Here is a 19,713-nt window from a genome sequence, read left to right as displayed (position 1 = left end):
GCACGCAGGCCGCGCGCGACCGCGTTCGCTAGGTCAGCGCCGGAGGCCTCGCGCCCGCAGCACCTGGATGAGCCGGTCGGGATGGTCGGTGATGATGCCGTCGCCGCGCAGCGCACCGATCCCTAACGCCAGGAGGCGCTCCATGTCCGCCGGCTCGTTCACGGTCCACGGCACGACCGGGACACCGGCGCGGTGCAGGGCTTCGAGCGCTTCTCGGGTAACCAGGCGGAAGCCGGGCGAGTAGACGTCCGCGTGCGCCGCACGGACGTCCGCGACCGGATCGAGCGGGGGGTTCAGGGGCGATCGAAGCGCCGCGGTCGTCAGCGAGGAGTCGAGGGCCTTCACCCTGACGATTGAGGGGTAGTGGAACGACTGGATGATCGTGCGGCCCAACATCCCTGCCGCGCGCAATTGCTCCAGCACCAGCTCCTCGAAGTTCGAGGGCGGGCCCGGCCCTCGTGCATCGTACTTGGTCTCGAGGTTCAGGCGTACCCGATCGTTGCCGTGCCCCTTGACCACTTCCAGCACTTCGCGCAGCGTCGGGACCCGCTCGCCGGCAAAGCGCGCGTGGAACCAGGTTCCGGCATCGAGGCGCCGGAGGTCGGCCAGCGCCGTCTCGCGAACGAACCCACGGCCGGTGGTCGTGCGCTCCAGCGTGGCGTCGTGAATGACCACGACCGCGCCGTCCCGCGATACGTGCAGGTCGAGCTCTATGACGTCCACGCCCAGCGCCAGCGCATTGCGCACCGCGGCCAGCGTGTTCTCCGGCGCCATCGCGGCGCCGCCGCGATGGGCGTGCACATCCACCGATAAGGCCTGGGCCAGGCCGGGCACGGCGATGATGGCCGAGGCGGTGATGATCCAGGCAATGACAACCCAGGTGGTGATGACCCAGGCGATCAGGGGAATGCCCGGGGGTGCCGGGGGGTGTCTGTGACGGCTCCGCGCACAAGGAGTCATTTTCATCTCGTTCTTGTTCTTGGCCTTGCCGGGATTCATCTCCTGCCCGGGGGCATTCCGGGCGAGCACGCCGGGGTCCTGCGGGTGGGGCGACTGGAACGCCGCTACATTGCGCACGCGCCGCGCGGGCGGCCATGAGGGAAACCGGGTGGACCGCCAAGGCCGATGAAGCCGCGTTCCTCGCGGTGTTCCCTGAGGCGACGGGCCCTGATCCTAGGGCTCCTGGCAGTTTTGCGGACAACCCGCAGACGTGGAACGACGGATCCGGCCGCTTCCATTCAGGTAGCACGAATGTTGACGATGTGGGCTTCGTCAGCGCCCTGCTTGATGATCTGGCCTCACGATTCGTGGTTGACGTCCGACGCATCTTCGTGACCGGGTTCTCAAATGGCGCCTCGATGGCCTACCGGGTGGGCGCGGAGCTCTCGGGACGCATCGCCGCGGTCGCACCAATCTCGGGACACCTCTGGCTCAAGGATCCTCAGTTCCTCCGGCCGGTCCCGCTCATCTCCATCGCCGGCCTGGCGGATCCGCTCAACCCACCGGACGGGGGAGAGATCCGGGTACCCGGCGGTGGGTTCGAGCACAGGCCTCCGCTGAGGGACTCGGTGCTGCGGTGGTCGAAGTGGAATGGATGCCCCCCCAGAGCCCGTTGTAATCCACGACGCGGACGGCGTGCGGGGTATTGCCTACTCGCCGTGCCGGCAGGGCTCCGAGGTGGTGTCCTGGCAAGCTCCACGCGAACGATGTAGTCTGGCGGTTCTTCGAGAAGCATCCGCTGAGGTGACGCATGCCGTCTAAGAAGATTGATGTATTTGGCGTCCGCGACACCCTGCCGACCCCAGCCGGGCCGGTGGAGATCTACCGGCTGGACCGCCTGGAGCGTGCCGGGCTCGGACGGCCCGATCGCCTGCCGTTCTCGATCCGGGTGCTCCTGGAGGCCGCTCTGCGCCAGTGTGACGGCGTGCTGATAACCGGGGACGATGTCCGGGCAATCGCGGGTTGGACCCCGAGGCCAGCGGAGCGCGACGTCCCGTTCCTGCCGGCGCGGGTGCTGCTGCAGGATCTAACGGGGGTTCCCGCGGTGGCCGACCTGGCGGCGATGCGCGCCGAGCTGCACCGCCGCGGCATGGATCCTGCCCGGATAAACCCCATCAACGCAGTGGACCTGGTGATCGATCACTCGGTCCAGGTGGACGCGTTCGGCTCTGACGCGGCACTGGCCGTCAACGCGGAGCGGGAGTTCGAGCGCAACCGCGAGCGGTACGCGTTCCTCCGCTGGGCGCAGAAATCCTTCCGCAACTTCCAGCTCGTGCCGCCCAATACCGGCATAGTCCACCAGGTCAACCTGGAGTACCTGGCCACAGTCGTTGCCACACGCGCGGAGGGCGGCGTTACGACCGCGTTTCCCGACTCGCTCGTAGGGCTGGACTCGCACACGACAATGATAAATGGCCTGGGCGTCCTGGGCTGGGGCGTGGGCGGCATCGAGGCCGAGGCAAACATGCTCGGCCAGCCGTTCTACATGCTCCTCCCCGAGGTCGTGGGGTTCAGGCTGACAGGAGCCCTGCGCGAAGGCGTGACCGCCACCGATCTGGTGCTGACCGTAACCGAGTTGCTCCGGAAGCGGGGAGTGGTGGGCAAGTTCGTTGAGTTCTTTGGCGATGGGATCGCGGCGCTGACGCTGCCCGACCGCGCGACGATCGGCAACATGGCGCCAGAGTACGGTGCCACTATCGGGTTCTTCCCTGTGGACGAGGAGACCCTGGAGTACCTCCGCGTCACCGGGCGGGCCGAGTCGCAGGTGGCGCTGGTCGAGGCCTACTGCAAGGAGCAGGGACTGTTCCGAACCGCTGCTACGCCGGAACCCGAGTTCAGCGAGGTCCTGGCGCTTGATCTCGGGGCGGTTGAACCCAGCGTGTCCGGTCCCAAGCGGCCGCAGGATCGGGTGGCGCTGGGAGCGGCCGGCCGCGCGTTTCGGGCAGCCCTGACCGCCCCGGTGTCCGAGCGCGGCTTCGGCCTGACCGGCGAGCAGGCGGGGCGGACGGTGCCGGTCAGGACGGCCCCGGACCGGCCTGATGGTCCTGGCGGCGAGATCGGCCACGGGGCGGTGGTCATCGCCGCGATCACATCGTGCACGAATACCTCCAACCCGTCGGTCATGATTGGCGCAGGACTGCTGGCCAGGAAGGCAGTTGAGCGCGGGCTAGGGGTTCCCGGCCACGTCAAGACCAGTCTCGCACCCGGATCCCGGGTTGTCACCGAGTACCTGCGCGACGCCGGGCTGCTGGGCCCGCTAGAGCAGCTCGGCTTCCATGTAGTCGGCTACGGCTGCACGACCTGCATCGGCAACAGCGGCCCGCTGCCGGATCCGGTGGCAGCGGCGGTGCGCGAGGGCGACCTGGTAGCAGCCGCAGTGCTGAGCGGCAACCGCAACTTCGAAGGCCGCATCCACCCTTTGGTGCGGGCCAACTACCTGGCCTCTCCTCCTCTGGTCGTGGCGTACGCCCTAGCCGGCCGCGTGGACATAGATCTCACCAGCGACCCGCTGGGACATGATCGGGACGGCGCTCCGGTCTTCCTGCGCGACCTCTGGCCCACGCAGGACGAGATCCGCGCCGTGCTGCGGGCCGCGCTGAGAAAGGAGCAGTTCCAGGAGCAATACGCGAGCGTCTTTGAAGGCGGCGCCACATGGAAGGACCTCCCGATCCCAGAAGGCGAGATCTACGAATGGGATCCGGCGTCCACCTACATACAGGAGCCGCCGTTCTTCGCCGGCCTGCCGACCGAGCCGGCGCCGCTGCGCGACATCACCGACGCCCGCGCCCTGGCCGTGCTGGGCGATTCCATCACGACCGACCACATCTCGCCGGCCGGCTCGATCGCGGCCGATAGCCCGACCGGGAAGTACCTTATTGAGCGGGGCGTGCCCCAGGCCGAGTTCAACACCTACGGGGCTCGGCGCGGCAACCACGAGGTGATGATGCGGGGCACCTTCGGCAACATCCGGATAAAGAACCAGATGCTGCCTGGGACCGAAGGCCCGAAGACCGTCCACCATCCCAGCGGTGACGTCATGTTCATCTACGACGCGGCCATGCGCTACCGGCAGGAAGGCGTCCCGCTCGTCGTCGTCGCAGGGAAGGAGTACGGCGGTGGCAGCTCGCGCGACTGGGCGGCGAAGGGCCCGGCCCTGCTCGGTGTGCGCGCGGTGATCGCCGAGAGCTATGAGCGCATACACCGCAGCAACCTTGTGGGGATGGGAGTCCTGCCCCTCCAGTTCGCGGACGGCACTGGCCGCGCAACGCTCGGACTGGACGGCTCCGAGGTCTACACAATCGAGGGGATCGCGGCGGGCCTCCGGCCGCGGCAGCGCGTACGCGTAGCCGCACGGCGACCCGACGGCGCCGAGATCGTGTTCGAGGCAATCGTGCGAATAGAAGCGCCGGTGGAGATCGAGTACTACCGACACGGCGGCATACTGAACATGATGCTGCGGCGGATGCTGGGCGAGGTTTCCGGCTAGGCCCTCCTGCGGCAGACCTCCCACACGAGCAGCGCCGTCAGCGCCGTGCGCTGCGGCAGCGTGGCGAGTTCCAGGTACTCATCTGGGCCGTGGTATCCACCACCCACCGCGCCCATGCCGTCGAGCACAGGCACCCCAAGGGGTGCGATGAAGTTACCGTCGGAACCGCCGCCTGTCGTCGCCGCGGTCAGCGGGAACCCCAGGATACCGGCGGCCTCGTGCGCCAGGCCGAACAGCGCGAGCCCGCCCGGCCCGGCCTCAAACGGCGGCCTGTTGACCCCGCCGGAGAGCGTTGCGTGCGTGCCGGGCAGGTGCTGGACCTGCGCGATCTCCTCCAGCCGCGCGATTGCCTCCGCCCCGAGCGCGGCGGTGGGCAGCCGCAGGTCAATCTCGGCCGCGGCCAGGTCGGGCACCACGTTTGAGCGGGTGCCGCCGGAGGTCACGATCGCGTTGGCGGAGATACCCCTGGCAGGATCGTTGAGCGCGTGGATCTCCAGGATCTTGCGCGCCAGGGCAACGACAGCGCTCGCGCCGTCCTGCGGGTTGACACCCGCGTGGGCCGCCCTCCCGTGCACCGTCAACACGTACCTGCCAACGCCTTTGCGCGCCGTGACCACCGACCCGTCGAGCCGGCCCGGCTCGTGCACCAGGCAGATGTCGCAGTTCCGGCCCTCGCGCTCGATGATCTCCCGAGAGGCCCGTGAGCCAACCTCCTCATCGGCGTTGTGGATTACAGTCAGCGTCGCGAAGTCGTCCCAGCCCTCCATGTTCAGGGCCCGCAGCGCCTCCCACAGCGTGACGATGCCGCCCTTCATGTCCGCCACTCCAGGCCCGAAGGCGCGCCCGGCCTCGACGCGGAACGGCCGGTGTCTGGGCTCGCCCGAGTCAAAGACGGTATCGTAATGCGCCAGGAAGAGCAACCGGAGGCGCCCGGACCCAGACCTGCGGCCTACCAGCGTGGGTCCGGCATCGGCGTGCTCGTGCCGCTCTACCAATAGGCCCAGGCCCTCAAGTTGCTCCTGGATCCAGGTTCCCGCCGTGGACAGACCCTCCAGGGAGCGGGAGCCCGTGTCCATGTTGACCAGGGTCTCGAGCAGACGAAGCGCGTCCTCGGCACGATGGGACGTGGCCGCTGCAAGTCGGGCGGCGGCGGCGTTCATTGATGCGTGGTTCACGGTGTCCTCCTCGGTAGATCCTGATAGAATGTCTGCGCAATGGTCGCAGAGACAATCGTTCGGGAACTGAGCGAGGCCGACCTTCCGGCGCTGGTTCGGATCCACAACGCGATCAACCCGGACGTGCCCACCACCGTGGACGAGGTCCGGCACGAGATCTCCAGGATCGACCGGAGGCGCTACATCTCAGAGTGGATGGTGGCGACCACCACCGGTGGGGATGAGGTGGTCGCCTACGGCGGCTACCGCCACGTCCCCTGGGCGCATCACCCGGAGAAGTTCTTCTCCTTCGTGAACGTCCATCCCGATCATCAGGGCCGGGGCATCGGCAGCCGGCTCATGGATGAGATCCTGTCCGCGGTCATGGCCCATGGCGGGCGCCGGCTCAAGGCCTGGACGCGCGAAGATCGGAGCCGCGCCGTCGCATTCCTGCAGCGCTACGAGTTCGTCGAGCAGGCGCGCGAGTTCGAGTCACGGCTGGATGTCGCCGGCGTCAACCTGGACCGGTTCCGCGACTACCAGGAGCGCGCGGCCCGGCTTGGAGTTACAATCACGACGCTGCAAGAGGAACTCCGCCGCGACACGAACTGCCTGGAAGCCGTCTACCAGGCGCACTGCGTCCTGGACATGGGAGTGCCCGGCGACGACCCCGAACCGCCCACGCCGCCCACGCAAGAGGAGTTCCTGGCCCAGGAGGTCCGCCATCCACGGGTGCTGCCCGACGCCTTCTTCCTTGCCAAGATGGGAGACCTCTACGTCGGCGAAAGCGCGCTCAAGCGCAGCGATGGCGATCCGGGCCTGCTCCACCAGCAACTCACCGCGGTGCTCCCGGCCTACCGCGGGCAGGGAATCGCGGTGGCGTTGAAGGCGGCGACGATCGCATACGCTCAGGAGCGGGGCTACCGGGTGATCCGCACGTTCAACAGCAGCCACAACGAGGCCATGCTGGCAATCAACGCCAAGTTTGGGTTCGTGCGCATGCCGGCGTGGGTGACGTTCACGAAGAGGTTGGAGGGCTGATGGGGCTTAGGGCGGGAGGAAGGAGACGCCCGCTGCTGCCAGTTTTGGTGGCTGTCCCCTCACCTCAGGCCTCATAGCCCCGAGGCACATCCTCGTAGACGTGCTCGATCCTGGCCATGCCGGGGATCGCCGTGTGAACATCCGGGTTCTCAAGGACGAAACGTATCAGGCGACTGGCGCCGTATTGCGCCATCAACCTGCCTACACTCAGGGGTCTCTTGACGATTACGCCGACGTCACGCTCCCTGGCTAGCTCGATGAGCCGCCGAACCGGCTCCCCCTGCCACTCGATGTGGTAGCTCAGCATCATGGTATCGAGCTGATCGGTCCGGACCGCCTCGGCCATTACCGCGAGCTCTTGCTGGATGACCTCCGGGGGGCGCGGCTCTCTGCTGTCAATGGGGCTGTGGGCTGCCGTGATCCTGACGAACCCGATCTTGCCCTGCCTCTGGAACTCGCGCGCGGCGAGCAAGGTGCCGCGGCCTGGATGAAGAATGGCCTCCAGCCCCACAAAGGACCCTACAGCGTGCATCTGAAGCAAGTCTATCTTCTGGACCTGAAGCCGTCTGAGGCTCTCCTCTATTTCGCGTGCCGCGCCTTCGGCCAGACGCTGTTGGGTCTTGGTGGCAATGTAGACCCTTTCCCGCGCACCTTTGATCGCTTCTTGCAGTACGGGTATCTGCTACGGGAAACCGATGACCCCTCCCCCGAACCCGACCACCGAGACCATGAGGTTCGTGCGTCCCAATCTCCTGCCCGCATGGCCTCGGGTTGGGTGGCCCCGGCCTGCTGTACGCCCGGCCACAGTTGCCGGTGCGATCCGGAGTCCCAAAGCCACACACTCCCCAGCCCCAGGCCCCCCAGCGCCAGCCCCAGCGGCCTGACGAACGCCCTCCGGGTTAGCAGCAATGCCGTCTTCGCGTTCATCTTCTGTGGTCTCAACCTTGGCAACGCCCACAAGGGCAACGGTCATAAGTTCGACAAGGAATGAAACCGGACGGTTTAGGTTCGCCGTCGGCCGGTGGAATGCGTGAAGCAGGTCACGCGTGCTCGACAGCCAGCGGGGGTGAAGGGGCTGGGATCTATCCCGCACTCCCTGGAGCCGGCGACGAGATTGGTATTCGATCTGGCGCGACCGGAGCGCCTCGAGAATCGCTGGGACGCGAGCGCACGGCTTCAAGGAAGGCCTTGCGGGTACGGTGTGTCGTCTCTGCGCCCATCAGGACCCGGATCTTGTCCAGAGGCTGCCGCTTTCCGTCAAGGGCGAGCAGGGCACCAATCTCGGCGCATCCCGTGGCGATGTCGAGCGCCTTGCCGATGCCGGACCATTCCTCGAGGTAGCGAAGCCCCGTCCGGCCAGAGACGCTGTTGTCCACGATGAAGAGGTCGCGGCCTCTGGACTCCGTGGTCATCGAGATCCCTGCATCGTTTCGCGACCCGGATGGAGACGCCTAACTTGCGGGGAGACGCCGAGGGACAAGCAAGCAGCGCGAGCCCCGGCTCGCCGTAAGCGATAGTTAGACGCCGCCCCCGCTCCTTCATTCATCGGGTGCTCCCACCGGCATCCAGCCTCCTCCGTGCCCGGCTCCGCCTTCGAGCGTGGGCCGCTGCATGGCGAACTCGGTCTCGGCCACCAGCCGGCCCAGCGTTGCTCGCTCGACGTTCATGCGCCTTCCCAGCCCCGGGACAGACCCTCAGGCAGGACCAGGTTCCACCGCCGGGACAGCACGCCGCCGCGCCGTCCCCGCGGCACGTAGTGCGGGGAACGCGGCCGCTTCCCTTCGAGGCGGGCCAGAACCCCCTCGGGCACGAAGAACCGCTCTCGGTGCCGCTCGAGGAACCAGCCCACGCACGCCCACAGGGCCTTCTGCCGGCAGACCGCCAGGACTTCCTCCAGGAGATCCAGGTCGAGCACCCCGAAGCCCGCGGCGGATTCGACGAGTTCCTCCACTCCCCCTACGAGGCGAGGCTGGCGGAAGCCATCGACGAGTGTGCGCTCTGGCCCCGTGACGTGGAGGGGTCTCCCCATTCGCTCCTGGCGCCGCACACCGAGACGCTCGGCCCGCGCTCGACGAAGAGCCGTGGGATGGGGAAGGAACCGGATCCCCCCGCTTCCAACCCGGATTGGAACCGTCTGGCGGAGCAGAGCGCCGTGCACACGTTCGCCTCGCTGTGCGCCACGCCGAGAAGTTCGAGCGCGGCATGGTGGGACAGGATCCCGTCCGCTCGGGCGGCGGCGGCGACGAGGTAGCGATCCGGGACGAAATCATCGGAAGACATCCCGCGAGGCACCGCCGCGTAGAGCTCCTTGGCCACCCGCTTCAGGCGCCCCTGGCGCAGATGGTGCTTGACCCGTTCCAGGGCCGCTGCGGTGTCCTTCCCCCGGCCCATGGCGCCAGCCAGTTGCTCCAGCGTGAATACCGGGTGTTGCGCGAGGAAATCCTCGGTTGTGAGCGCCTGGACTTGACGATTCGTCACCACAGTGGGTATATCATGCCCTGTTTGGAGACGGAACGTAAACTGGGTCTCTTTGGCCAAGCACCCACAGGCTCCGGTGTCCCGGTGATTGCCGGCGGTCTCCTGCCCGCCATCGGTCCAGGTCGCTCAGAGCTGGGGCGCCTGGGCGTGGAAGCGAACAGGAAGGCGACTACATCAGCGCAGCTTCGGCGATGGAGAGAAGTCTGACAGACTGATGCTGCGGGAGGTCATCCACCGCGCGCGCGGGCGGCCTCGATGTCTCTGCGCTTGTCTTCTAACTCCCTCGCCTGCCGGCGCTGTGCGACAAGGAATGCGCCGACAAGACTGCCGAGGCTAAGCAGAAAGACACCGAAGCCTTCGAGAGATTTCCCGATGGTGACGAGGTAAACCGCTCCAGCAATGCCGGCCATACCGAGGATGAACGCGAACCACTGGCCTCGCCTCTCGTTCTGAATCTTCGATTCGATGACAACCCTCTCAAGCGCCTGACGATGATGCCCTTGCTCTTCGGCCATCTTGACAATGCGCTCGGCACAGCCAGGAAAGGCACGATTATACTGCTCCAACATATCAGGAGGCGGAAGAGGCCCGGCGTAAGTTGCCTCCATCAGCCTCACTACTTGTCCTTTGTGCGCTGATACAGGCTGTTGCGCAGTGCCGGCGGCGGGTGCTCGCTGAACCTCCGCCGGGCCGGTACCAGCCCTCTCTGCAGCCTCGTCCCTACGCGTATCTTCGTCGCCCACGGTGAACCCGGTATGACGCCGCAGTTCTAATGCACTCACCGCCGCAGCGGCAGAAGTGTTTGCTCGTGTCGAGAGCCAGCGCGATGCGTGTTGACTTCCGCAGGCCCAGAAGATTGTGCGGAGAATCGCTCGAACGCATCCCTCAAGTCATGACCGACCACAATCCAGTCACTCCAGAATGCTCTTGCGTCGGCTTCCTCGGGTGTGATGCTCGTGTTGTACTCGTCGAACTGGCCCGTCAAGTCAAGCACACGAGCCATGCCCGTAAGAAACGAAGGGTCGGCAAACAGAAATCGTGCAGTCATGATCTCCTCAGCACCTGATGGCTCAACAGACCAACCGGGGGGGTTGCTGTGAAATGCCTTCGCCCTCTTGATGTCTTTCGCGAGGATGGCGCTCATCGTAATCCCTCCCTCAGGATGATCGCATTACCCCCGCGAAGCAAGCATTGCATTACGTTTAACGGCCTGGTCGCGCAATCTGTTCCCTATCTGCCTGGAAATCGCGCAATACCCGCTATGACGTGCCTGACATCTTGACCGTTCATCCTAATACGTCGTGGGCACCGGACTTCCTGCCTGGAGCCTTTCGCGAAACTCCGCACCCTACCATAGTCATCGGCAGGCTCCGCACTTCTACCCGCCCTTATTGTACCCATTCTCGCTGGGGACGAGCACGCCCTGCGCGCAATCTGCGGGCGCCACGAGGGGAAAGATCGGCTAGCAGGAGGGTGACTGGCAGGAGGGCAGTGACTGAAATCCAATCCTGGAGCCGGCGACGAGATTCGAACTCGTGACCTGCGCATTACGAGTGCGCTGCTCTACCACTGAGCTACGCCGGCCCGGCCGATCTCATTGTAGCAAACCCGGCCGCTTCCGCACCAGGGCGGTGGGTGGGTAGGTAGGTGCGGCAGCGCCGGACCGCAGTCTGGCATGAAGGAATACAGAGGGCACGCGCGAACATCGCCACAAGAACTGTCTTGGGAGTTCGTGATGACTGAGCGGCTATGGGAGATCTACGAGCAGCTCTGTCAGGTCGAGATGCGGGACTTCGACGAGTTCGTGCGCCGGCTCAGGAACAGGGAGTTCGGCGAGTTCCCGCGAAGCGACGTCGTCGCGTTCCTGCGCGAGATCGAAGCCAACATGCTGAACAACATCCATACCAAGGCAATGGAACACCAGCGCTACGCCGAGATGGCCGATCAGGTCAGGGAGGAAACCCGCCTGCTGTTTGATGAGCTGATAGAGGACATCGAGCGCTCGTAGCGAGCCCGCCCCTATACCACGAAGGACCCGTTCCGGTAGATCACCTCGCCGTCGGCCCAGACCTCGCTCCCGGCCCGCATGTCACAGATCATGTCCCAGTGCAGCCCTGAGGTGTTGGTGCCTCCGGTCTCGGGATAGGCCGCGCCCACGGCCAGGTGCACGGTGCCCCCGATCTTCTCGTCGAACAGGATGTTCTTCGTGAACCGGGCAATGCCGTAGTTCAGACCGAAGGCGAACTCCCCGAGCACGCGCGCTCCGGCGTCGAGATCCAGCATCGCGCGCAGGAACTCCTCGCCCTTCTCGGCCGTTGCCTCAACCACGCGCCCTTCGGAGAAGGTCAAGGTGATCCCATGCACCTCCCGCCCGCTGTAGATGGCCGGAAACGAGAACCGCACACGGCCGGCCGTGGCGTTCTCAAGCGGTGCGGTGAAGACCTCGCCGTCGGGGAAGTTGTGCTCGCCCGCCGCGTTGATCCACCGGCGGCCCCCGGTGCGCACGGTAAGGTCAACGTCCGGGCCCGTCAGCCGCAGCTCGTCTCTCGTCTCCAGCAAGCGCACGATGCGCTCCTGCTCCCGCTGCACCTTCTCCCATGCCGCGACAGGATCAGGATGGTCGATCAGGCCCGCGCCAAACACGAACTCCTCGTATTCGGACAGCGACATCTCGGCGTCCTGGGCGTCGGCGTGCGTGGGATACTGGGTGCCGCACCAGCGCAGCGCTCCTTCCGCGGCTCGCTCGAGGAACCGCCGGTTCAACGCGCGGGTTGCCTCGCGGCGGATGGCCTGGCGGGCAGGGTCAACGCCGGTCAGGGACCGGGTGTTGTAGTGCGCCCAGATCCCAAGTTCGGCGTCAATCCTTTCGACCTCGTACTCAAGCAAGGGAGAGACGAACCTCAACTGCTCATCGGTGGCCTTCTTGAAGAACAGCTCGTCGAGGCCATCAACGTTTACGCGCGTGTGGACGTGCGCGCCGGCCTCCAGGGCCGTTCGATACGCCTCGGCAATGAGCGGCGCGGCCAGCGCCGGGCCGGAGACGCGGACGAGCTGGCCCGGCCGCACCTTCAGGGAGTAGTGAATCAATACGTCAGCGAGTCTGGCGAGGCGTGGGTCAGTCATCACGAACCTCCAGGGGTGGTGGGCGGTGCAGGTTTTGAACCTGCGGCCTCATCCGTGTGAAGGATGCGCTCTTCCACTGAGCTAACCGCCCACGAAGACGGCAAGGAATATTATAGGTCCGTGCGAAAACTAGCGTCAAGGAAGCCATGGCCCGCTATTCATCTCTCGCCGCGCTCAACTCCGCCATTGTTGCATGCCGCCGATGCCCGCGGCTCGTGGCCTACAGGGAAGCCGTAGCCCGGCTGCGCAGGCCGAAGTACAGCTCGTGGGACTATTGGGGCCGGCCGGTGCCCGGGGTCGGTGATCCGCGCGCCCGCATCCTGCTGGTAGGCCTCGCCCCGGCCGCGCACGGCGCCAACCGTACCGGGCGCATGTTCACCGGCGACGGCTCCGGGGAGTTCCTGACCGCGGCGCTGCACCGGGCAGGCCTGGCCTCCCAGCCCACCTCGGAGCACCGCGACGATGGGCTGCGTCTGCGCTTCGCGTATCTTGCCTCCGCGGCCCGATGCGCGCCGCCGGGTAACAGGCCGCTCCCAGAGGAACTGGATGCCTGCCGTGTGTTCCTGGCCCAGGAGCTCCGGCTTCTGCGTGGCCTGCGGGTGATCGTCGCGCTAGGGCGGGTTGCGTTTGATGCGGTGCTGCGCGCGGCCGCGGACCTCGAATGGCAGCGGCCGCATCCGCGGCCCGTGTTCGCGCACGGGGCGGCGGCCCTGATCGCGCGGCCACGTGCTGGGCCAGTAGCGCGACCGGTCGCTGGGCCGGGCGCTCGTCCGATTGTACTGCTCGCTTCTTATCATCCGAGCCGTCAGAACACCCAGACCGGAAGGCTGACCGCTGAAATGCTCAATCGGGTGATGCGCCAGGCAGTCCTGCGCGCCGGAAGATCAGCGTGAGAACTGTGAAAATGGACGCCTCTACCCGGGGTCTGCTGGCCGTCATCATCGTTTCCACGCTGATCAGAACCGCCGCGGCCTTCGGTGTGCCGATCCTGGACGACGAAGCCCACTACTGGGTCTGGTCCAGGCACCTGATGTGGGGCTACCCGGACCATCCACCTATGATCGCGGGCCTCGTGGCCGCAAGCACGCGCCTGCTGGGCGACTCGGTGCCGGCGGTCCGGTTCTTCCCCCTGATGCTGGGCGCCGCGTCCACACTGACCATCTACGCGCTGGCGCGCGGTCTCTTCGGGCCCTCGGCCGGACTGCGTGCGGCGGTGCTCTTTGCGATCCTGCCCGCATTCGCGGTCGGCGGCATCATCGCGGCCCCGGATGGACCGTTCGGGTTCTTCTGGTTACTGGCGATGCTGCTGATGTGGGAGGCCACACGCGGTAGCCGATGGGCGTGGCCGGCCGCAGGTGCCGCGATCGGGTTGGTCATCCAGAGCAAGCTCGCCGGCGGTGCGCTCGCGCTCTCCCTGGCAGGGTTCGTCCTGGCCACGCCCTCGGGGCGCCGATGGTTGAGCACCCCTAGTCCGTATCTGGCAGTTCTGGCAGGAGCGACTGTGCTGGCGCCCCTGGCCTGGTGGAACCTTACGCATGGATGGGCCACGATTGCGCGCGCAGGGGTCATTGATCCCTGGATCGCGCCCACGACGCCGCTGGGCAACCTCGCGGTGTACCTGGGTTCGCAGTTTCTCTTCTTCGCACCGTTGGGATTCGCGGTACTTGTCGCGGGCCTGGTTGGCGCGGCCAGGAGGGTGCGCGGCGACGAGAGGTTTGCGTTTCTCCTCTGGTGCACCCTGCCCACGCTGGCGCTGATGGTCGCGGGCAGCCTCCGCGCGCTGGCCAAGCCCCACTACACGGGCCCGGCGCTCATGGCCGCGGTGGTCGCGGCAGCCGGATTGTGGGATACCTGGAGGCCGCAGCGCGCGCTACGCGGCGCGGTAGTCAGCAGCGCGGCGTTCACGCTGGCGATCGTCGCCCTGGCCGGCGTGCCCAACCCGGCGCTGCGTCTGTTCCACGCCGAGGCGCAGAGCTGGCCCAGGGTCGCGATCGAGGTGACGCGGCTGCTCAAGGAGCAGGGCCCAGATGGTGCGGTCTTCGTTCTGGCCGAGACGTACCAAACAGGGAGCCAGCTCATCTATGCCCTGCGCAACAGCGCGCCGGTGGTTCTGCCCTTCAGGGGGTTCGACCTGTGGGAGCCCCCGGGGCCTTGGTTGGGGCGCAGCGGCGTCTACATGCACCATCCCAGCGCTGCGCCCAAGGACCGCCTTCCGGACGCGTTCGGGCGCCTGGGCTCTCCCACGGTGGTGCCCGTGGCGAAGGACCGCGAGGTCCTGCTCTATCCGGGCTTCGGCTTCAGAGGCCTGCGTTGGCCTTGATGATTGCCGCGGCCTCGAGCGCTCCTGCGAGGCCCTCGACATGCTCGGCGATGATTGCGCAGAGCGCCCCGGGGTGGTGGCGCAGGGGGGCTCCGTGGCCGTAGGGCGCATCCAGCACCGCGCCCGTGGAAGATGCGGGAGACAGGAACAGACCCCTGAGCACGTCCACCGCAACCGCGGCGGCCTGCGCGGTCTGCTCGATGGCCGCGTGCCTAGCACGGATTGACTCCGAGCCGGCACCTCCCATGGCGCCTCCACCGATACCTCCCACGGCACCTCCCCCATGATCTCGCATTGCGGCCTCGTCCCGCGCCCGCTCGTCCGCGCCCTTCTGGACTGCCCTCAGCAACTCGTCGGCGTCTTCCAGGAGGGATGGCAGATCCGAGGCGTTGCTCGGCGCCTGCCCTGTGGCGGGATTGTGCTTGATGCGGGCGGCACGTTCTCGGAGAGGGGCCGCGGCGTGCCTGAGCCGCCTGGCGTATTCGACAGAGGTCGCCGCGCGCGCGCCCGTGGGTGTATAATCGGCTGGACGTTGATCGGTCGCCATAGGGGCAGCAGGAAAGCCTCCGTTCGCCGACATCGTAGCATCTACGTGAATCTACTCACAAGGGTGACGGTTGGGTGTTGCGTACAATCCGGTTTGTATTGATGCTCGTGGTGGTGGCCGCACTGATCGTCGGCGCGTCACGGTGGATCTCCAGCCGCGCGGCCGTCAAGGAGACGGCGCGGCCGATGCAGCGACCCGCGCCGCTGGTCCGGACGGAGACCGTGGATCCCACGAGCCTGGTCGAGCAGAGCACGTTCCCCGGCGAGGTGCGCGCCTCGGCCGTTGTGGACGTATTCTCGCGCGTATCTGGGCGGCTTGGCGCGGTCCTCGTCAAGGAAGGAACGGTGGTTGCGGCCGGCGGTTTGGTGGCGCGCCTCGACGATCCCGAGCTCGAGCTGACCATCAAGCAGGCCGAGGCCTCGGTCGAGGTGCAGCGTACCCGCCTGGCTCAACTGAAGGCCGCGCCGCGCGGGCCTGAGGTGGCCCAGGTGGAGGCAACCGTTGCCCAGGCCGAGACCTCCCTGACGCAGGCCGAGCGAGAACTCGCGCGCACCCAGCAGCTCTTCGCCGACGGGCTGGTGGCAAGGGCGGCGGTGGACCGGGCGCTAACCGATGTTGGGCTGGCCAGGGCACGCCTCCGGGGCGCGCGGGAGCAGCTCGCCCTGGTCCGGCACGGCCCGCGCCCCGAGGATGTCGAGGCCCAGGAGGCCACGATCCGGCAGGCAGAGGCGAGCGTCGCCCAGATCCGGGCGCGGCTGCGGGAGCTGCGCATCACATCACCGATCAGCGGCGTGGTCACCCGCGTCGGCGTCGAGTCCGGCGCGGTAATCTCGACTCAGACCGTGGTCGTCACCGTGGCGCGGGTCCAGCCCATCGAGGTCCACGTGCCCGTGCCTGAGACCGATCTCGTTCGGCTGCGCAAGACAAGCACGGCCAAGATCCTGGTGGATGCGCTGCCCGGACGTCTGTTCGAGGGCACGATAGCCCGAACCGCTCCGGCGCTGGACGCCGGATCGCGCAGTGCCCGTGCGGTGGTTGTGCTTTCAAACGCCGACCGCGCGCTGCGCCCCGGCATGTTCGCTAGGGTTACAATCGTGTTCGATGAGCGCCAGGCCATCATGGTTCCCTCGGATGCCGCCGTGCGCAGGGGCGATGCCTCCGTCGTGTTCGTGCTCAAGGACGACACCGTTGAGGAGCGCCCGGTGATTGTTGGATACGTTGAGGGCAGCCGGTCCGAGATCGTCGAGGGCCTGATCGCGGGCGAGACGATCGTGACCGTGGGCCAGCAAGGGCTCCGCGACGGGATGAAGGTCCGCACGGGTAGCGGCGCCCCCGGCCAGCAGAAGCCATGAATCTTTCGCGCTTCGCCATCGCAAGGCCCGTCACCACGGCGATGGCGTATCTGGCCCTGGCCTTCCTGGGAGTGGTCGCCTTCGTGCGGCTCCCTGTGGATCTCCTCCCCGACATCTCCTACCCGACCCTCTCGGTGATCACGAACTACTCCGGCGCCGGGCCCCAGGAGGTCGAGCGCGAGGTCACGATCCTCCTGGAAAACACGTTCAGCACCGTGCCGGGCGTCACCGAGATCTCATCCAACTCGATCGAGGGCCGAAGCTCGATCACGCTCCGGTTCCCGTGGGGCACAGACCTGTCCGCCGCCGCTAACGACGTGCGCCCAGCGATAGACCGGGTACGCAGCCGGCTGCCCGCCGGCGCCGAGACGCCGCGGCTGTCCAAGTTCGACCCAAACCTGATGCCCGTAGTACAGATCGCCATCGAGGGGCGTGGAGATCTGAGCGCGCTCCGGGATCTGGCAGAGAACGAGTTCCGCCCGCGCCTGGAACAGATCGAGGGCGTGGCCAACGTGGACGTGCGCGGGACGCGAAGCAGGATCATCCAGGTCCGCCTCGATGCCCGCCGCCTGGAGGCGCTGGGCGTCTCCGATCGGGAGGTCTCGCAGGCGCTGCGCGCCGAGAGCACCAGCGACCCCGGCGGGGACGTGCGCGTAGGTCCGCAGCGGCGGATCGTGAGGACCGTCGGCCGGTTCTCCTCCCCGGAGGCGATCGGGCAGACAATAGTGGCTGTCCGCGGGGGCGTACCGGTGCGGGTGGTTGACGTCGGGCGTGTGGAGGACACCCTGGCCGACGCCACGTCAATCTTCCGAATCAACGGCCGCCCGGCGGTCCTGATCGCGGTATCCAAGCAGTCCGGAACGAACACGGTCGCGGTTGCCAGGCGGGTCATTCAGGTAGCCTCCCAGATCGGTGAGCAGTTCCCGCAGGTGCAACTGACCACGGTTAACGACGGGAGCCGGTTCATCCGCCGCTCGGTGCAGAACGTCCAGCAGGCCGCCATGATCGGATCCGTGCTCACGGTCATAGTGTTGCTGACCTTCCTCCGCAACATCAGCAGCACGTTGATAATCTCCACGGCGATTCCCATCTCTGTCCTGGCCACGTTTCTGCTCATGTTCTCGGGCGGGCTCACGCTCAACCTGATCACGTTCGGCGGGCTGGCGCTGGCAATTGGGATGCTGGTGGACAGCTCCATCGTCGTGCTCGAGAACATCTTCCGCTACCGGGAGGAGGGTCGGCCTCCGCGGCTGGCCGCAGAGGAGTCCACGCGTGAGGTCGGCACCGCGATCGTTGCCAGCACCCTAACCACGATCGTGGTGTTCCTGCCGATGTTCTTCACCAAGGGCATATCCAGCGTCATGTTCCGGCCTCTGGCGTACGTCGTGACGTTTTCGCTTGCGTGCTCGCTGGTGATTGCGTTGACGCTGATCCCGTCGCTGGCATCGCGGGCGCTGACGATCGGGCACGGCAGGGGCCTGGCCGGCCGCCTGGCAACCTCTGTCGAGCGGCGGCTCCTCGCCCTCGAGGACGCGTTCCGTCGCCTCTTGATGGTTGTGATGCGCAGGCCCAGTCTGGTGGTACTGCCTTCCATCGCCCTCGTCGTGCTCACCTGGTCGGCGCTGCCTCTGATCGGCCGCGAGACGTTCCCCAGCGCGGACGAGCGCGAGCTCTTCATGATCGTGAACCTTCCGCGGGGAACCGCGCTCGAGGTATCGGACCGCACGGTCAGGCGCATCGAGCAGACTCTGGTAGAGGAAACGCCCGGGGTCGGCATGGTTGCCACGTTCGTGGGTGGCGGCTTCGGCGGCCTGGGATCATCACACACCAGCACCTTCCGGGTCAGCCTGGAGCCGGGCACCCCACCCACGCGCCAGGTGATAGCCGACCTGCGGCGCCGCGTCACCGTGCCCGGCGCAACTATCATCTTCAGGCCGTCCAGCTCGCTCTTCATCTTCCGCTCTCCCGATCCGATCAGCATTGACCTGCGGGGATTCAACCTCGATGCCGGGAACGCGACCGCGCGCCGGCTGCGCGGGGTCCTGGAGGCCGTGCCCGGTGTCACGGATCTCCAGGTGAGCCGCGAAGAGAGCGCCGAGGAGTTCGTGGTTCAGGTGGATCCGGCCAGGGCCGCGACCTTCGGAATGACCGCTGCTCAGGTGGCTGCCTCGGTCAAGACCTACGTCGGCGGAACGACCGCCGCGCTGTTCCGTAGCGAAGGCAACGACATTGACGTAGTCGTGCGCCTGCAGGAGTCCGACCGCGCCACGCCGGACCAACTGGGCGGCCTGCCGATAGCCACGCCGCGCGGCATCGTGCCCCTCCGGCAACTCGCCGCGGTCACGGGCGCGCCCGGGCCGACGCAGATCCAGCGCCGCAACCGCGAGCGCATCATCACGGTCACGGGCAACATCAGTGGGCGCGACATCGGTGCCACCCTGCGCGACGTTCGCTCCACGGTGCTCGCGGAACACCTGCCCCGGGGGTTCTCAATTACCTTCGGCGGCGAGTACCAGGACCAGCAGGAGTCCTTCGCCCAGTTGATCACGGGCTTTCTTATGTCGCTCGTCCTGGTCTACATGGTTATGGCTTCGCAGTTCGAGCGCCTGCTTGAACCGTTCCTGATAATGGCCGCGGTGCCGTTCGCGCTGGTCGGAGTGGTAGCCGCGCTTCTGCTGACCGGCACGACGCTCAACGTCCAGTCGGGCCTGGGCACGATCGTGCTCGTCGGAATCGCTGTCAACAACGCCATCGTGCTCATAACGTACTCGCTGCAGTTGCAGAACGAGGGCGTGCCATTGCGGGAGGCGATTGCGCGGGCCGGCCAGCGGCGGCTGCGGCCGATTCTCATGACGACGCTGAGCACGGTGTTTGGGCTTCTGCCCCTTGCGATCGGGTTTGGGGAAGGATCCGAGATGCAGTCGCCGATGGCGCGGGCGATCGTGGGCGGGCTGATTACATCATCGGTCGGCAGCCTCCTGCTCATTCCCGCGCTGTACGTGCTCCTGGACGGCGTGGCCCAGTGGGCGCGCGGCCGCGGCCGGAGGCCGGTGCCCGAGGGCGTGGTGGAACCGGGCGACGGGAAGTAGGACGCCGGAAGCAGCACGCCGGAGGCAACACGCCCGAAGCAACACGCCCGAAGCAACGCCAGGCCGCATAGTAACCAGGGGGCTCCCCCTCTCGGGGGAGCCCCCTTACTGGCCAGGGCTGAC

General features: G+C 67.0%; 18 protein-coding genes and 2 tRNA genes. 8 read left to right on the top strand and 12 right to left on the bottom strand.

All coding sequences use genetic code 11. The features are described from left to right. Positions 1-33: 33 nt before the first annotated feature. Complete coding sequence (locus tag FJX73_05350; protein ID MBM3470201.1) at positions 34-966, bottom strand: glycerophosphodiester phosphodiesterase; 933 nt, start codon at positions 964-966, stop codon at positions 34-36. Between the two features lie 128 nt (positions 967-1,094). Here FJX73_05350 and FJX73_05345 point away from each other — a divergent pair, with 128 nt between their 5' ends. After that, complete coding sequence (locus FJX73_05345) at positions 1,095-1,712, top strand: hypothetical protein (GenBank protein ID MBM3470200.1); 618 nt, start codon at positions 1,095-1,097, stop codon at positions 1,710-1,712. A gap of 38 nt (positions 1,713-1,750) precedes the next feature. After that, positions 1,751-4,486 (top strand): aconitate hydratase AcnA, encoded by a 2,736-nt coding sequence (acnA, locus tag FJX73_05340; GenBank protein MBM3470199.1) that lies wholly within the window; start codon positions 1,751-1,753, stop codon positions 4,484-4,486. Here the strand turns inward: acnA and FJX73_05335 are convergent. Further along, entirely contained in the window at positions 4,483-5,661 is a 1,179-nt protein-coding gene (locus FJX73_05335) for a M20 family metallopeptidase (protein MBM3470198.1), read from the bottom strand. The two genes, acnA and FJX73_05335, sit on opposite strands and share 4 nt — an antisense overlap. 39 nt (positions 5,662-5,700) lie before the next feature. On the opposite strand from FJX73_05335, the gene FJX73_05330 reads away from it, so the two are divergent. Further along, positions 5,701-6,681: a GNAT family N-acetyltransferase gene (locus FJX73_05330; GenBank protein ID MBM3470197.1), complete on the top strand. Its 981-nt coding sequence runs from the start codon at positions 5,701-5,703 to the stop codon at positions 6,679-6,681. Positions 6,682-6,745: 64 nt separating this feature from the next. Here FJX73_05330 and FJX73_05325 read toward each other — a convergent pair whose 3' ends face one another. The 7 genes from FJX73_05325 to FJX73_05295 form a co-directional block, all read right to left on the bottom strand. Then, on the bottom strand, positions 6,746-7,360 hold the full coding sequence (locus tag FJX73_05325) for an aldo/keto reductase (GenBank protein MBM3470196.1): 615 nt from the start codon (positions 7,358-7,360) through the stop codon (positions 6,746-6,748). Between the two features lie 403 nt (positions 7,361-7,763). Continuing rightward, positions 7,764-8,093 (bottom strand): hypothetical protein, encoded by a 330-nt coding sequence (locus FJX73_05320; protein ID MBM3470195.1) that lies wholly within the window; start codon positions 8,091-8,093, stop codon positions 7,764-7,766. A gap of 251 nt (positions 8,094-8,344) precedes the next feature. Continuing rightward, a complete protein-coding gene (locus tag FJX73_05315; protein MBM3470194.1) occupies positions 8,345-8,632 on the bottom strand; it encodes a hypothetical protein in 288 nt (95 codons plus the stop codon). 5 nt (positions 8,633-8,637) lie between these two features. Further along, a complete protein-coding gene (locus FJX73_05310) occupies positions 8,638-9,159 on the bottom strand; it encodes a hypothetical protein (protein ID MBM3470193.1) in 522 nt (173 codons plus the stop codon). Between the two features lie 227 nt (positions 9,160-9,386). Further along, complete coding sequence (locus FJX73_05305) at positions 9,387-9,776, bottom strand: DUF2335 domain-containing protein (protein MBM3470192.1); 390 nt, start codon at positions 9,774-9,776, stop codon at positions 9,387-9,389. A gap of 161 nt (positions 9,777-9,937) precedes the next feature. After that, entirely contained in the window at positions 9,938-10,303 is a 366-nt protein-coding gene (locus FJX73_05300; GenBank protein MBM3470191.1) for a hypothetical protein, read from the bottom strand. A gap of 365 nt (positions 10,304-10,668) precedes the next feature. Next, a tRNA-Thr gene (locus tag FJX73_05295) sits at positions 10,669-10,743 on the bottom strand. Between the two features lie 151 nt (positions 10,744-10,894). Between FJX73_05295 and FJX73_05290 the strand changes: the two genes are divergently transcribed. Then, positions 10,895-11,167, top strand: a complete 273-nt coding sequence (locus tag FJX73_05290) for a hypothetical protein (protein MBM3470190.1) — start codon at positions 10,895-10,897, stop codon at positions 11,165-11,167. An 11-nt stretch (positions 11,168-11,178) separates the two neighbouring features. Here the strand turns inward: FJX73_05290 and FJX73_05285 are convergent, their stop codons facing one another. After that, positions 11,179-12,282, bottom strand: a complete 1,104-nt coding sequence (locus FJX73_05285) for an aminopeptidase (GenBank protein ID MBM3470189.1) — start codon at positions 12,280-12,282, stop codon at positions 11,179-11,181. A gap of 16 nt (positions 12,283-12,298) precedes the next feature. After that, a tRNA-Val gene (locus FJX73_05280) sits at positions 12,299-12,373 on the bottom strand. Between the two features lie 55 nt (positions 12,374-12,428). Here FJX73_05280 and FJX73_05275 point away from each other — a divergent pair. Together FJX73_05275 and FJX73_05270 are read left to right on the top strand one after the other, a co-directional pair. Continuing rightward, entirely contained in the window at positions 12,429-13,175 is a 747-nt protein-coding gene (locus tag FJX73_05275) for a uracil-DNA glycosylase (protein MBM3470188.1), read from the top strand. Next, positions 13,172-14,602 carry a glycosyltransferase family 39 protein gene (locus FJX73_05270; GenBank protein ID MBM3470187.1) on the top strand — a complete coding sequence of 477 codons (1,431 nt, stop codon included), beginning with the start codon at positions 13,172-13,174 and terminating at the stop codon, positions 14,600-14,602. Before FJX73_05275 ends, FJX73_05270 begins: the two co-directional genes overlap by 4 nt. On the opposite strand, the gene FJX73_05265 is transcribed toward FJX73_05270, so the two are convergent. After that, complete coding sequence (locus tag FJX73_05265; protein ID MBM3470186.1) at positions 14,580-15,149, bottom strand: hypothetical protein; 570 nt, start codon at positions 15,147-15,149, stop codon at positions 14,580-14,582. The two genes, FJX73_05270 and FJX73_05265, sit on opposite strands and share 23 nt — an antisense overlap. A gap of 74 nt (positions 15,150-15,223) precedes the next feature. Between FJX73_05265 and FJX73_05260 the strand changes: the two genes are divergently transcribed. Further along, positions 15,224-16,501 carry an efflux RND transporter periplasmic adaptor subunit gene (locus FJX73_05260; protein MBM3470185.1) on the top strand — a complete coding sequence of 426 codons (1,278 nt, stop codon included), beginning with the start codon at positions 15,224-15,226 and terminating at the stop codon, positions 16,499-16,501. Further along, positions 16,498-19,590, top strand: a complete 3,093-nt coding sequence (locus tag FJX73_05255) for an efflux RND transporter permease subunit (GenBank protein ID MBM3470184.1) — start codon at positions 16,498-16,500, stop codon at positions 19,588-19,590. Before FJX73_05260 ends, FJX73_05255 begins: the two co-directional genes overlap by 4 nt. The last annotated feature ends 123 nt before the right edge of the window (positions 19,591-19,713 follow it).

Source organism: Armatimonadota bacterium, from assembly GCA_016869025.1.
In the GTDB taxonomy this organism is placed as follows: domain Bacteria; phylum Sysuimicrobiota; class Sysuimicrobiia; order Sysuimicrobiales; family Humicultoraceae; genus VGFA01.
The sequence above is the reverse complement of the archived record's forward strand: the minus strand, read 5'-3'. Positions and strand labels throughout refer to the sequence as shown.